Source organism: Burkholderia sp. Bp9012 (genome assembly GCF_003853825.1).
Taxonomy (GTDB): Bacteria; Pseudomonadota; Gammaproteobacteria; order Burkholderiales; family Burkholderiaceae; genus Burkholderia; species Burkholderia diffusa.
The window spans coordinates 271,445-285,507 of record NZ_QTQA01000002.1; the positions used below are offsets into that span (position 1 = coordinate 271,445).

Here is a 14,063-nt window from a genome sequence, read left to right on the forward strand (position 1 = left end):
CGTTATGTATTGATTCGCGCAATCAAGATTGATCGCGCCCGTCGCGAATTCTAGACTCGAATCCGTCTCCTCAACGGCTCGCTTTCACCATGACACCCGAACTCGCATTGTCCCGCTTGTGGCAACTTGCACACGGCGAACCCGGCGCGCTGGCCCGCGCGGCCGTGACGGGGCAGGACCCCACGCTGCCGTCGACGTTCCACGTCGGCACGCTCGCCGCCGCGACGATCGCGGCAGCCGGGCTCGCGGCGGCGGAATGCCACCGGCTGCGCACGGGCGTGGCGCAGCGCGTCGACGTGTCGATGCGCGACGCGCTCGTCGCATTTCGCAGCGAACGCTACCTGCGCGTGGACGACGGCCTGCCGCCCGAGCCGCGCCATCCGGTAACGGGTTTCTACGACACGCGCGACGGACGCTGGATCCAGCTGCATGCGAACTTTCCGCATCACCTGCACGGGATTCTCGACGTGCTCGGCTGCGGCCCGCAGCGTGACGACGTTGCGGCGGCGATCCGCACGTGGGACGGCGCGGCGCTGGATACCGCGCTGGCCGAGGCCGGCCTGTGCGCGGCATTGATCAGAACCCCTGACGAATGGGCGTCGCACGACCAGGCACGCGCGCTCGCGTCGCTGCCGTTGTTCGAGATCGAGCGGATCGGCGACGCGCCCGTCGAGGCGATCGGCCGCGGCGAGCCCGACCAGCCGCTCGCGGGCGTGCGCGTGCTCGATCTCACGCGCATCATCGCGGGGCCGGTCGCGGGCCGCACGCTGGCATCGCACGGTGCACAGACGCTGCTCGTCAACGGTCCGCACCTGCCGAACATCGCATCGCTCGTGATCGACAACGGGCGCGGCAAGCGCTCGACGTGGATCGACCTGCGCGAGGCGGCCGGCGTTGCCACGCTGCGCGAGCTTGCACGCGATGCCGATGTATTCCTGCAGGCCTATCGCCCCGGCGCGCTCGCGGCGCGCGGGTTCTCGCCGCAGGCGCTGGCGGAATTGCGGCCCGGCATCGTGTGCGTGTCGGTGTCCGCATACGGGCATGCGGGGCCGTGGTCGATGCGGCGCGGCTTTGACAGCCTCGTGCAGTCGGCGAGCGGTATCGCCTGGCGCGAGCAGCATGCCGCGCATGCGGACGGCCCGCGCCATCTGCCGTGCCAGGCGCTCGATCATGCGACCGGTTATCTCGCGGCGTTCGGCGCGATGATCGCGCTTGCGCGCCGTGCAACGGAAGGGGGGAGCTGGCACGTGCGGCTGTCGCTCGCGCAGACGGGACGCTGGCTGCAATCGTTCGGCACGGTGCCGGACGGCCTGCATGCGCCGGATTTCACGTTCGACGACGTGCGCGACCGGATCGACCGGACCGCTTCGCCGTTCGGCATGATCGATGCCGTGCGTCCGGCCGAACGTCTGTCGACGACCCCGCCGCGATTCACGCGGCCGCCCGTGCCGCTCGGCACGGACGAAGCGCGCTGGCAATGAGCGCCGGCGGCACCGTGCGCATTACTTGCGCAGCTCGACGACGAAGTCGTAGTAGTCGTTGCGGCAGTAGGTATCGGTGAGCTCGATCGCGCGCTGGTCGGCCGTATAGCCGATTCGCGTGATCAGCAGCAGCGCGTCGTGCGGCGCGATGCCCATCTGCTGCGCGATCTCGTCGGTCGCGTTGACCGCGCGGAAATGCTGCAGCGCGCGCACGATGGGCGTGCCGCGTGCTTCGAGATAGCTGTACAGCGAACCGCCGATCGCCTGCGGATCGGGAATCAGCGTGGCGGGGAACGTCGAGTTCTCGACGGCCATCACGATGCCGTCGGCGAGGCGCAGGCGTTTCAGCCGTGTAACCGATGCGGCCGGCGACAGGCCGAGCTGGATGACTTCGTCCCGGTTCGCCGGCTGAATCTCGCGTTCGAGCCACTGCGAGCTCGGCTTGAAGCCACGGCGCTCGAGCATCTCGCTGAAGCTCGACAGCCGCGACAGCGGATCCTCGTAGCGCGGCTGGATGAAGTTGCCGGCGCCTTGCGTGCGGCGGATCAAGCCCTGCTCGACGAGCAGCGCGATCGCCTTGCGCGCGGTGATGCGCGACACGCCGAGCGCTTCGGACAGCACGCGTTCGGACGGCAGCGCCTCGCCGGCCGCCCAGCGATTGTCGTGGATCGCGTCGCCGAGCTTGCGGGCGAGCTGCAGGTAGAGCGGCGTATCGTTCTCGGGGTCGGGGCGCAGGTCCTGCCAGCGGTCGTCCGTGGGTGCCTTCATGGAATGGGTATCGATCAGATTGCCGGCCATTCTAAGTCATCATGCGGCGCCGTTATATCCGGTTTTTGCCGTGCAGCAGGTGGACGCCGCGCCGATTGACTACACTGATGCGTCGTATTCGATGCTACGGCCGCGGGTGCGCGGCCACCAATCCGCAGCGAGGAGCGCATGACAGACACGATCGCCACGGTCGTCCTGCCGGACGGCGAGACGATTCCGAAGCTCGGCCTGGGCACTTGGGAAATGGGCGAGCGGCCCGCGCGTCGCGCGGACGAGATCGCCGCATTGCGTGAGGGTATCGCGCTCGGGATGACGCTGGTCGACACCGCCGAGATGTACGGAGACGGCGCGACCGAGGCGCTCGTCGGCGAGGCGCTGACCGGACTGCGCGACGGCGTGTTCCTTGTCAGCAAGGTGTATCCGCATCATGCGAGCAGGCGTGGCGTCGTCGCCGCGTGCGACGCGAGCCTCAAGCGTTTGCGTACCGACCGTCTCGACCTGTACCTGCTGCACTGGCGTGGTTCGGTGCCGCTCGAGGAGACGGTCGAGGGATTCGAGGCGCTGCGGCGCGCGGGCAAGATCCGCCATTGGGGTGTCAGCAACTTCGACACGGCCGACATGGCGGAACTCGTCGACGAGGCGGGCGGCAGCGCGTGCGCGACCAACCAGATCCTCTACAACATCGCGCGGCGCGGCCCGGAATTCGACCTGCTGCCATGGCTCGCCAAGCACCGGATGCCGGCGATGGCCTACAGCCCGGTCGATCACGGGCGGTTGCCGAAGCGTTCGCCGCTCGACGAGATCGCGCGGCAACGCGGTGTATCGGTGATGCGCGTCGCGCTTGCCTGGGTGCTCTCTCGGCCGGGTGTATTCGCGATCCCGAAGGCGTCGCGGATCGAACACGTCCGCGACAATCGCGCGGCGCTCGATCTCGAGTTGAGCGATGACGAGCGCGCGCAACTCGACGGCTACTTCCGTCCGCCGCGCAGCAAGCGCGCGCTCGAAATGCTCTGACCGTGCCGGGTCAGGCGATGCATCGGTCAGTGGCCATGGCCACCGGCCGATCCACCGTTGCCGCCATTGCCGTTTCCGTTGCCGACACCGTTGGCACCGCCGTTGCCGGCGCCACCACTCCCGTTGCCATTGCCGTTGCCGCCGCCATTGCCGTGGCCACCGTTGCCGCCGTTGCCACCGCTGCCGCCGCTGCCGCCGTTGCCGCCGTTGCCACCGCTGCCACCGCTGCCGCCGTTGCCGCCGTTGCCACCGCCGCCACCGCCGCCACCGCCGCCACCGCCATTGCCGCCGTTACCGTGACCGCCGTTGCCGCCGTTGCCGCCGTTGCCGCCGTTGCCGCCGCCGGCGGCTCCGCCGCCGGGGCCGCCGCCGCAGCCGCCGCCGGGGCCGCCGCCGCGGCCGGCACCGCCGTTGCCGCCGCCGTTACCGCCGCCATTGCCACCGCCGTTGCCACCGCCGTTGCCACCGCCGCCGTGGCCACCATGACCACCCGAGGTACCTCCACCTGAGGTGCCGCCACCCGAGGTACCGCCACCCGAGGTACCGCCTCCTGAGGTGCCGCCACCCGAGGTACCGCCACCCGAGGTACCGCCACCCGAGGTACCGCCTCCTGAGGTGCCGCCACCCGAGGTGCCGCCACCCGAGGTGCCACCTCCTGAGGTACCCCCACCGGAGGTACCGCCACCCGAGGTGCCGCCACCCGAAGTACTACCACCTTTACCCTCGTTGCCTGATGCACCGCCGCTACGACCTGTTCCGCTCGTACCACCGGATGTCGCCCCGGTCGATCCACCGACGCCTGCAGGCCCGACGGTGCCGCTTCCACCATTCCCGCTGCTACCTGGGCTGCTACTGCCAGAGGTGCTTCCGGCGCCGCTGCCCACAGCGCCTCGGCCGGCATATATGTGGACCGCGCAAGCAGCCGGACTGGCGGCACAGGACGCCGTGTCGTCGGCGAGCATCATGACGGGGTCTGCGCTGGCGGTCGGGTCGGACGCGACGTCGGGCATCGAATCCTGGGCAATCGCGTAAGAACAGCAGCATGCAAACGCGGCTGCGGCCAGCAGGGTCGTGCGATAGCACCATCCCGCCGTACGGGACAGTTGATTCGTTCTGCTCATTATTGATCTCCCCGATGCGCGCGATGCCTCGTCACGCGCGACCATCAACGTGTGATGCAGGGGACCAGCAACGATGCATTGTCGTATCGGCGGCCGATGCGTGTCGGACCGGCGTCAGAAGCCAGCCGGGAACACGAATCGGCACGCGGGCCCGCCGTGCGAATCCCTAACTGCGAGATTCGTGCCACCGACCGGCCGTGCCCGTGGCGCAAGGCGCGCACGTATCGCGCGACAGCGTGTGATACGCCGTCGTGAGCGTTTTGTTTCCGAAATGAAACGTCTGACTACGTCTATCGCGCCGTCGGGCCGGCAGCACGCGGCCAGCGATGGCAAAGGATCGACGCGATCCATGTGACGAGAAACAGCGCGACGATGCCGTAACCGATCGCGCCGAAGCGCGCGCCAAGTGCGTCGAGCGCCTCGCGTACCGGGCCCGTCAGCGACAGCTTGTCGGCGAGCAGGCCGGCGGCCTCGATCCCGCCGACCGCCAGTGCGACGGCCGCCGAGAGCAGCGTGATGCTCGCGTTATAGAGCAGCTTGCGCCGCGGGTCGTCCATCGCCCAGCCGTACGCATGAATCATCAGCACATTGTCGGTCGAGTCGATCAGCGTCATGCCGGCCGCGAACAGCGCGGGAAACAGCATGACCGAATGGATCGGTAACGCGTGGCTTGCCTGCGCGGCAGCGATCGCGAGCAACGCGATTTCTGTTGCAGTATCGAAACCCAGGCCGAACAGCACGCCGACCGGATACATGTGCCAGCTTTTCGACACGAACCGGAACAGCGGGCGCAGCAGCCGCGACACGAGGCCGCCCGCGCGATGCGCGTGCGCGGCACCGTGAGCCGCGTCCGGCGCGCCGCGATAACGCCGCCACACGTCGCGCAGGATCACGAGGTTCATGCACGCGAGCACGAGCAGGAAGGTTGCTGATACCGCCGTGCCGATCGTGCCTCCGATTTCGCGGAATGCGTCGAAGCGGTCGCGCAGCGCGAACGCGCTCAGCGCGATGCCGAGCGTCGCGACGACCACGATCGTCGAGTGGCCGAGCGAGAAGAACAGGCCGACCGTCACCGGACGCTGGCCGTCCTGCATCAGCTTGCGCGTCGCGACGTCGATCGCGGCGATGTGATCGGCGTCGACCGCATGACGCAGCCCGAGCCCGTACGCGATCGCCGCGGTGCCGAGCAGCAGCGGACGGTCGTGCATCACCGCGAGCGCCCACATCCAGACGGCGACGTTCGCGGCGATCAGGCCGGCATACAGCATCAACAGGCGGCGCAGGGCAGGGGTGGGTGGCATCGGGGTGGTTCCGTCGGACGAATCGCGATGCATTGTGGCATGCGCAAAAATGGCCTGGCGTGCCGATCAAAAACGGCGTCGGGGCGTCGGCCATCCGCCGTGCTGCGCTGGACGGATAAAAAAAAGCCCGTCCGGAACCGGACGGGCCTGAGGTCTGCGCGCAGCTGGGCGCGCACTCCGCGCTTACTTCACTTTCGCGTTGATCACGCCTTCCGACACGTTCGCCGGCGTTTCCGCGTAATGCTTGAACTCCATCGTGTACGTCGCGCGACCTTGCGTCGCCGAGCGCAGCGACGTCGAATAGCCGAACATCTCGGCGAGCGGCACTTCGGCGCGCACCAGCTTGCCGCCGCCGCCCGCGATGTCCTCCATCCCCTGCACGATGCCGCGCCGGCTCGACAGGTCGCCCATCACGTTGCCCATGAAGTCCTCCGGCGTCTCGACCTCGACCGCCATCATCGGCTCGAGCAGCACCGGCTTCGCGCGGCGCATCGCTTCCTTGAACGCCATCGAGCCGGCCATCCGGAACGCGTTTTCGTTCGAGTCGACGTCGTGGTACGAGCCGAACGTCAGGTGCACCTTCACGTCGACGACCGGGTAGCCCGCGAGCACGCCGCTCTTGAGCGTTTCGGTGATGCCCTTGTCGACGGCCGGGATGAATTCGCGCGGAATCACGCCGCCCTTGATCTCGTCGAGGAACTCGTAGCCCTTGCCGGGGTTCGGCTCCAGCGTGATCACCGCATGCCCGTACTGGCCGCGCCCGCCCGACTGCTTGACGAACTTGCCTTCGACATCGGAGGCGGTCGTGCGCACCGTTTCGCGATACGCGACCTGCGGCTTGCCGACCGTCGCTTCGACGCCGAACTCGCGCTTCATCCGGTCGACCAGGATTTCGAGGTGGAGCTCGCCCATCCCCGAAATGATCGTCTGACCGGATTCCTCGTCGGTCTGCACGCGGAACGACGGATCTTCCTGCGCGAGTCGGTTCAGCGCGAGGCCCATCTTTTCCTGGTCGGCCTTCGTCTTCGGCTCGACGGCCTGCGAGATCACCGGCTCCGGGAATTCCATCTTCTCGAGGATGATCGGCTTGGCCGGATCGCACAGCGTGTCGCCCGTCGTCGCTTCCTTCAGGCCGACCGCCGCCGCGATGTCGCCCGCGCGCACTTCCTTGATTTCCTTGCGCTCGTTCGCGTGCATCTGCAGGATCCGGCCGAGCCGCTCCTTCTTGTCCTTCGTCGCGTTCAGCACCGTGTCGCCCGATTCGACGACGCCCGAATACACACGGAAGAAGATCAACTGGCCAACGAACGGGTCGGTCATGATCTTGAACGCGAGCGACGAGAACGGCTCGTCGTCGCTCGGGTGACGTTCCGCCGGCTTCTCGGGATCGTGGAAGTCGTGACCGAGGATCGCGGGCACGTCGACCGGCGACGGCAGGTAGTCGATCACCGCGTCGAGCATCGCCTGCACGCCCTTGTTCTTGAACGCGCTGCCGCACAGCATCGGCACGATCTCGTTCGCGATCGTGCGCTGGCGCAGCGCGGCCTTGATCTCGTCCTCGGTCAGCGATTCATGGTCGTGCAGGTACTTCTCGAGCAGTTCCTCGCTGGCTTCCGCGGCGGCTTCGACCATCTTCTCGCGCCATTCGTGCGCGAGCTCGACGAGATTCGCCGGGATCTCCTCGTACGTGAACTTCACGCCCTGGCTTTCGTCGTCCCATACGATCGCCTTCATCTTCACGAGATCGACGACACCCTGGAAATGATCTTCCGCGCCGATCGGAATCTGGATCGGCACGGCGACGCCCTTCAGGCGCTCGCCGATCTGGCGCTGCACGCGGAAGAAGTCCGCGCCGACGCGGTCCATCTTGTTGACGAACGCGATGCGCGGCACCTTGTACTTGTTCGCCTGGCGCCACACGGTTTCGGATTGCGGCTGCACGCCGCCGACCGAGTCGTAGACCATGCACGCACCGTCGAGCACGCGCATCGAGCGCTCGACCTCGATCGTGAAGTCGACGTGCCCGGGGGTGTCGATGATGTTGATCCGGTGTTCAGGATAGTTGCCGGCCATGCCCTTCCAGAAGGCCGTGGTCGCGGCCGACGTGATCGTGATGCCGCGTTCCTGCTCCTGCTCCATCCAGTCCATCGTGGCCGCGCCGTCGTGCACTTCACCGATCTTGTGGCTCACGCCGGTGTAAAACAGGATGCGCTCGGTCGTCGTGGTCTTGCCGGCATCGATGTGAGCGCTGATCCCGATATTGCGATAGCGCTCGATGGGGGTTTTGCGGGGCACGTGAACCTCCTGGTGGTTCGGATCGTAAGCGGGCCGGCTGCACCGGCCCGGGCTGAAACAAGCGAGATTTAAAGCATAGCGCTTGTCCGAGGCTTTTGCAGATGCGGGCAGCGTTGGCCGAATCAAGGCGCGCGTCGCCATCGGCCGGCGAAAAAAAACCGGCGCCCAACAACGAGTGATGGGCGGCCGGCTTCGGTCGACGTGCGGCGGCGCCGCGGCAATGGCCGTTACTGGGCCTTGGGCAGGCCTTCGAGCTTCATGCCCGGCTTGATGCCCTTCGCCGCGAACCAGCCCTTGCTCATTTCGAGCGCATAGACGCCGTTGTTGCGCGGGCAGTGGTTGTCGGTCGTCTCGGCCTTCATTTCGTCGATGTCGGTGATCGTGCCGTCCGCGCGGATGAACGCGATCGACAGCGGGATCAGCGTGTTCTTCATCCAGAAGCAGTGCACGGCGTTCTCGTTGAACACGAACAGCATGCCTTCGTTCGGTGCGAGCTGCGACCGGTACATCAGGCCCTGTTCGCGGTCGGCGTCGTTCGCGGCGACGGCCGCGTCGATCACGTACATGCCGGCGCGCAGCTTCGCGCGCGGGAACTCGCTCGGCTGCTTGGCGCCCGGCGGCATCTGCGCGTGGGCGGTCTGCATGCCGAGCGCGAGGACGGCGAGCGCGGCGGGAAACACGGCGGCGCGCGCAAGGCGGCCGAGCGACGAGCGCAGGGAGAATCGCACAGCAGGGCTCCTATCGGGAAAACGAGACCCGCATGGTACGCGAAGCGCGCCGGCGGGCACAAAAAAGAAAAAGGCAGATCGCCTCGCGGTGATCTGCCTTTCAACGCCGTAAGAACGGCAAGACTGCGTGTTCTTGACTGCGTTATTACAGCTTGCTTACTTAGTTCGAAGCAGCTGCCGGTGCTTCGGCTTCGCTAGCTGCCTTCTTAGCTGCGTGGTGCTTCTTCTTTGCGTGGTGCTTCTTGGCAGCGTGCTTTGCCGGTGCCGAAGCAGCTGCCGGAGCAGCAGCCGAAGCAGCTTCCGGAGCCGAAGCTTGTGCGAAAGCTGCCGTTGCGAAGAGGCCAGCGACCAGAGCGGCGATCAGTTTGTTCATGTTGTGTTCCTCAGCTTTAGTTAATTAACCAAATGACCCGGCAATAGGAGTCATGTCGTCTAACGGTGCCATCCACCTTTCGGTTGACAGACGCTTCGAGAAATTTCTCATTGCGCTGCGGGCGCCGAATCGTATTCGATAAAAACGTCGCTTTCGTGACGCAAACACGGGTTCGGCTGCCAATGCCGGATAGCTAAGGTTGGCATCTGCGTGGTTTAACGCGCGATCTTCGCAGGCGGTTGACGAAAAAGATGACGAAAAATTCGCGCGTCTGGAATGTGTCATTCGGCGCGTGCGAAACCGTCCCACGGGGCGCGCGGTGGCAGCGCGATTGTTTCGCCCGGTGCAATGCCGAGCGCGAATATGTCGAGCGCGCCGATGCCGACGCGCACGAGACGCAACGTCGGGAAGCCGATAGCGGCAGTCATCCGCCGCACCTGCCGGTTCTTGCCTTCGGTGATCGCAAGTTCGATCCACGTGGTCGGGATCGCGGCGCGATAGCGGATCGGCGGATTGCGCGGCCACAGCGTGTCCGGCGGTTCGATGAATTCGGCGCGGCACGGGCGCGTCACGTAGTCGCCGAGATCGACGCCGCGCGCGAGCGCCTTCAGGTCGGCCGGGCCCGGCGCACCGTCGACCTGCGCCCAGTAGCGCTTGACGAGCTTGTGGCGTGGTTCGGCGATGCGCGCCTGCAGCGCGCCGTCGTCGGTGAGCAGCAGCAGGCCCTCGCTGTCCGCGTCGAGCCGGCCGGCCGGGTAGACGCCGGGTGCTTTTACCCAGTCGCCGAGCGACGGCCGCGTCTCGTGCGCGGAAAACTGGCAAATCGTGCCGAACGGCTTGTTGAGGGCGATCAGGGTCATGGCGGGCGTCCGCCCGGCGTGCCGCGGCGGAAGCGGGACGGGCGGTCTATGGCAAATGGCGGAATCTTAATGCATAATACGGAACGGCAAGTCCTCTGTCTTATATAAGACATAAGGGAAGACTTGATACGCAGCGTCGCGCTTCGTGCCGCCGGCCCCGGTTGGGGCGCTAGAATAGCGCTCGCTGTTGCCGTCACGAGGGTGGCAGGGCCACCTCGCCGCGCGCGCAGTTTCGACCAGCATCACCTGCTCAGCCACGTCACTGGAGTCGATCATGCCGTATCAGCACATCAAGGTTCCGGAGGGCGGTGACAAGATCACCGTCAACAAGGACTTCTCGCTCAATGTTTCCGATCAGCCGATCATTCCCTATATCGAAGGCGACGGTACGGGCTTCGATATCACGCCGGTGATGATCAAGGTCGTCGATGCGGCGATCGCGCATGCCTACAAGGGCAAGCGCAAGATCCACTGGATGGAGATCTTCGCGGGCGAGAAGGCGACGAAGGTGTACGGTCCGGACGTGTGGCTGCCGGACGAAACGCTGCAGGTGCTGAAGGAATACGTGGTGTCGATCAAGGGGCCGCTCACGACCCCGGTCGGCGGCGGCATCCGTTCGCTGAACGTCGCGCTGCGCCAGGAGCTCGACCTCTACGTGTGCCTGCGCCCGGTCCAGTATTTCAAGGGCGTGCCGTCGCCGGTGCGCGAGCCGCAAAAGATCGACATGGTGATCTTCCGCGAGAACTCGGAAGACATCTACGCGGGCATCGAATGGGCCGCGGGCTCCGAGCAGGCGAAGAAGGTCATCAAGTTCCTGCAGGAAGAGATGGGCGTGAAGAAGATCCGCTTCCCGGAAACCTCGGGGATCGGCGTCAAGCCCGTGTCGACCGAAGGCACCGAGCGTCTCGTGCGCAAGGCGATCCAGTACGCGATCGACAACGATCGCAAGTCGGTCACGCTGGTGCACAAGGGCAACATCATGAAGTTCACGGAAGGCTTGTTCCGTGACGCCGGCTATGCGCTCGCGCAGAAGGAGTTCGGCGGCGAGCTGATCGACGGCGGCCCGTGGATGCGCGTGAAGAATCCGAAGACGGGCAACGAGATCGTCATCAAGGATTCGATCGCCGACGCGTTCCTGCAGCAGATCCTGCTGCGTCCGGCCGAATACGACGTGATCGCGACGCTGAACCTGAACGGCGACTACATCTCCGACGCGCTGGCCGCTCAGGTCGGCGGCATCGGGATCGCGCCGGGCGCGAACCTGTCTGATTCGGTCGCGATGTTCGAGGCGACCCACGGCACGGCACCGAAGTACGCGGGCAAGGATTACGTGAACCCCGGTTCCGAGATCCTGTCGGCGGAAATGATGCTGCGCCACCTCGGCTGGACGGAAGCGGCCGACACGATCATCGCCGCGATGGAGAAGTCGATCCTGCAGAAGCGCGTCACGTACGACTTCGCGCGCCTGATGGAAGGCGCGACGCAGGTGTCGTGCTCCGGCTTCGGCGAAGTGCTGATCGAGAACATGTAAGTCCCCTTCCGGGGCAGGCCGGCGGACCGCCGGCAGCCCCGGCGCCTACTGCCGGCGGCGGGGCGTTTCATGAACGGCAGGTTTGTTGGCAGGGCGGTCCGGCATGCGGCCCGCATGCCCTGCAAGGTAGAACATGACGGCCCTCGCAACACCACCGCCCGGCTAGCCGGCACGCCCCTTTCGCGATCGACCCGGTCGCTCCCCGCCGATTACCGTCGGCGCCCCTCAGTCCCAAATTTTCACGTAGCAACGCATCGACCATGTCCACTTCGCCCAAGATCATCTACACCCTCACCGACGAAGCGCCGGCGCTCGCGACCTATTCGCTGCTGCCGATCGTCAAGGCCTTCACGCGCTCGTCGGGCGTCGCCGTCGAAACGCGCGACATCTCGCTCGCCGGCCGCATCATCGCGGCATTCGCCGACGTCCTGCCGCCGGAGCAGAAGGGTTCCGACGATCTGGCCGAACTGGGCCAGCTCACGCTGAAGCCGGAAGCGAACATCATCAAGCTGCCGAACATCAGCGCATCGGTGCCGCAGCTCAAGGCCGCGATCGCCGAACTGCAGGCGCAGGGCTACAAGCTGCCGGCGTACCCGGAAGAGCCGTCGACCGACGAAGAGAAGGCCGTCAAGGCCCGCTACGACAAGATCAAGGGCAGCGCGGTGAACCCGGTGCTGCGCGAAGGCAACTCCGACCGTCGCGCGCCGCTGTCGGTCAAGAACTACGCACGCAAGCACCCGCACAAGATGGGCGCGTGGAAGGCCACGTCGAAGGCGCACGTCGCGCACATGAGCGAAGGCGACTTCTACGGCAGCGAGAAGTCGGCGCTGATCGCCGATGCCGGCAGCGTGAAGATCGAACTCACGACGGCCGACGGCGTGAAGAAGGTGCTGAAGGAAAAGACGGCCGTGAAGGCCGGTGAAGTCATCGATGCATCGGTGATGAGCCGCAAGGCGCTGCGCAGCTTCATCGAAGCGCAGATCGCCGACGCGAAGGCGCAGGACGTGCTGTTTTCGGTGCACCTGAAGGCGACCATGATGAAGGTCTCGGACCCGGTCCTGTTCGGTCACTTCGTGTCGGTGTTCTACCGCGACGTGCTCGCGAAGCACGCGGAGGTGCTGGCGCAGGTCGGCTTCAACCCGAACAACGGCATCGGCGACCTGTACGCGCGCCTGAAGGACCTGCCGGCCGACACGCGCGAAGCGATCGAAGCCGACGTCAAGGCCGAATACGCAGTGCGTCCGCGCCTCGCGATGGTCAACTCGGACAAGGGCATCACGAACCTGCACGTGCCGAGCGACGTGATCGTCGATGCATCGATGCCGGCGATGATCCGCGAGTCGGGATGCATGTGGGGCCCGGACGGCGAACTGTACGACGCGAAGGCCGTGATTCCGGACCGCTGCTACGCGGGTGTCTATCAGGCCGTGATCGAGGACTGCAAGCAGCACGGCGCATTCGACCCGGTCACGATGGGCAGCGTGCCGAACGTCGGCCTGATGGCGCAGGCGGCCGAGGAATACGGTTCGCATGACAAGACGTTCCAGATCCCGGCCGACGGTGTCGTGCGCGTCACGGACGAAGCCGGCAACGTGCTGCTCGAGCACGCGGTCGAGTCGGGCGACATCTGGCGCATGTGCCAGACGAAGGACGCTCCGGTGCAGGACTGGGTCAAGCTCGCGGTGAACCGCGCCCGCGCGACCGGCGTGCCGGCCGTGTTCTGGCTCGATCCGGCACGTGCGCACGACGCGCAGATCATCGCGAAGGTCGAACGCTACCTTAAGGATCACGACACGAACGGCCTCGACATCCGCATCATGACGCCGGAAGACGCGACGCGTTTCTCGCTCGAGCGCATCCGCGCGGGCAAGGACACGATCTCGGTCACGGGCAACGTGCTGCGCGACTACCTGACCGACCTGTTCCCGATCATGGAACTCGGCACCAGCGCGAAGATGCTGTCCATCGTGCCGCTGATGGCCGGCGGCGGGATGTTCGAAACGGGCGCGGGCGGCTCGGCACCGAAGCACGTGCAGCAGTTCGTCGAGGAAGGCTTCCTGCGCTGGGATTCGCTCGGCGAATTCCTCGCGCTGGCCGCGTCGCTCGAACACCTCGGCAACGCGTACCAGAACCCGAAGGCGCTCGTGCTCGCGAAGACGCTCGACCAGGCGACCGGCAAGTTCCTGGACGAGAACAAATCGCCGGCGCGCAAGGTCGGCGGCCTCGACAACCGCGGCAGCCACTTCTATCTGTGCCTTTACTGGGCGCAGGCGCTGGCCGAGCAGACCGAGGATGCCGCGCTGAAGGCGCAGTTCGAAGGCGTCGCGAAGTCGCTGTCCGACAGCGAAGCGCGCATCCTGGAAGAACTGTCGGCCGCGCAGGGCACCGCGCAGGCGATCGGCGGCTACTACCGTCCGAACGTCGAGCTGACGAGCCGGGCGATGCGCCCGAGCGCAACGCTGAACGGCATCGTCGACGCAGTCGCCTGACGCAGGCCGCGCTCCCGCGCGCGCCACGGCAACGGCAGCGGCCGATGCGGCTCGCCGTTCCGCCGAACATGAAAACGCCCCGGTCACCCGGGGCGTTTTTCG

Annotated in this window: 11 protein-coding genes; 4 read left to right on the plus strand and 7 right to left on the minus strand. The window is 66.4% G+C overall.

Translation table 11 applies throughout. The features are described from left to right. The first annotated feature begins 89 nt into the window (after nucleotides 1-89). Nucleotides 90-1,481 carry a CoA transferase gene (locus DIE11_RS03465; RefSeq protein ID WP_124621526.1) on the plus strand — a complete coding sequence of 464 codons (1,392 nt, stop codon included), beginning with the start codon at nucleotides 90-92 and terminating at the stop codon, nucleotides 1,479-1,481. 21 nt (nucleotides 1,482-1,502) lie between these two features. On the opposite strand, the gene DIE11_RS03470 is transcribed toward DIE11_RS03465, so the two are convergent. Further along, complete coding sequence (locus tag DIE11_RS03470) at nucleotides 1,503-2,249, minus strand: GntR family transcriptional regulator (protein WP_059528318.1); 747 nt, start codon at nucleotides 2,247-2,249, stop codon at nucleotides 1,503-1,505. Between the two features lie 168 nt (nucleotides 2,250-2,417). Here DIE11_RS03470 and DIE11_RS03475 point away from each other — a divergent pair, with 168 nt between their 5' ends. Next, nucleotides 2,418-3,263, plus strand: a complete 846-nt coding sequence (locus DIE11_RS03475) for an aldo/keto reductase (protein ID WP_059608012.1) — start codon at nucleotides 2,418-2,420, stop codon at nucleotides 3,261-3,263. Nucleotides 3,264-3,289: 26 nt separating this feature from the next. Here the strand turns inward: DIE11_RS03475 and DIE11_RS36790 are convergent, their stop codons facing one another. From DIE11_RS36790 to DIE11_RS03505, 6 genes are all read right to left on the minus strand, one after another. Next, nucleotides 3,290-4,384 carry a hypothetical protein gene (locus DIE11_RS36790; RefSeq protein WP_260437066.1) on the minus strand — a complete coding sequence of 365 codons (1,095 nt, stop codon included), beginning with the start codon at nucleotides 4,382-4,384 and terminating at the stop codon, nucleotides 3,290-3,292. A 290-nt stretch (nucleotides 4,385-4,674) separates the two neighbouring features. Beyond that, entirely contained in the window at nucleotides 4,675-5,685 is a 1,011-nt protein-coding gene (locus DIE11_RS03485; protein ID WP_260437067.1) for a HoxN/HupN/NixA family nickel/cobalt transporter, read from the minus strand. Nucleotides 5,686-5,868: 183 nt separating this feature from the next. Next, entirely contained in the window at nucleotides 5,869-7,980 is a 2,112-nt protein-coding gene (gene fusA / locus DIE11_RS03490; protein WP_124621530.1) for an elongation factor G, read from the minus strand. A 227-nt stretch (nucleotides 7,981-8,207) separates the two neighbouring features. Beyond that, nucleotides 8,208-8,708: a DUF192 domain-containing protein gene (locus DIE11_RS03495; RefSeq protein ID WP_059465624.1), complete on the minus strand. Its 501-nt coding sequence runs from the start codon at nucleotides 8,706-8,708 to the stop codon at nucleotides 8,208-8,210. 160 nt (nucleotides 8,709-8,868) lie between these two features. After that, nucleotides 8,869-9,081: a hypothetical protein gene (locus DIE11_RS03500; protein WP_072465376.1), complete on the minus strand. Its 213-nt coding sequence runs from the start codon at nucleotides 9,079-9,081 to the stop codon at nucleotides 8,869-8,871. Between the two features lie 281 nt (nucleotides 9,082-9,362). Continuing rightward, nucleotides 9,363-9,941: a pseudouridine synthase gene (locus DIE11_RS03505; RefSeq protein ID WP_059527744.1), complete on the minus strand. Its 579-nt coding sequence runs from the start codon at nucleotides 9,939-9,941 to the stop codon at nucleotides 9,363-9,365. Nucleotides 9,942-10,215: 274 nt separating this feature from the next. On the opposite strand from DIE11_RS03505, the gene icd reads away from it, so the two are divergent. Next, nucleotides 10,216-11,472 carry an NADP-dependent isocitrate dehydrogenase gene (gene icd, locus DIE11_RS03510; protein WP_124621532.1) on the plus strand — a complete coding sequence of 419 codons (1,257 nt, stop codon included), beginning with the start codon at nucleotides 10,216-10,218 and terminating at the stop codon, nucleotides 11,470-11,472. Between the two features lie 260 nt (nucleotides 11,473-11,732). Continuing rightward, nucleotides 11,733-13,961, plus strand: a complete 2,229-nt coding sequence (locus DIE11_RS03515; RefSeq protein WP_124621534.1) for an NADP-dependent isocitrate dehydrogenase — start codon at nucleotides 11,733-11,735, stop codon at nucleotides 13,959-13,961. The last annotated feature ends 102 nt before the right edge of the window (nucleotides 13,962-14,063 follow it).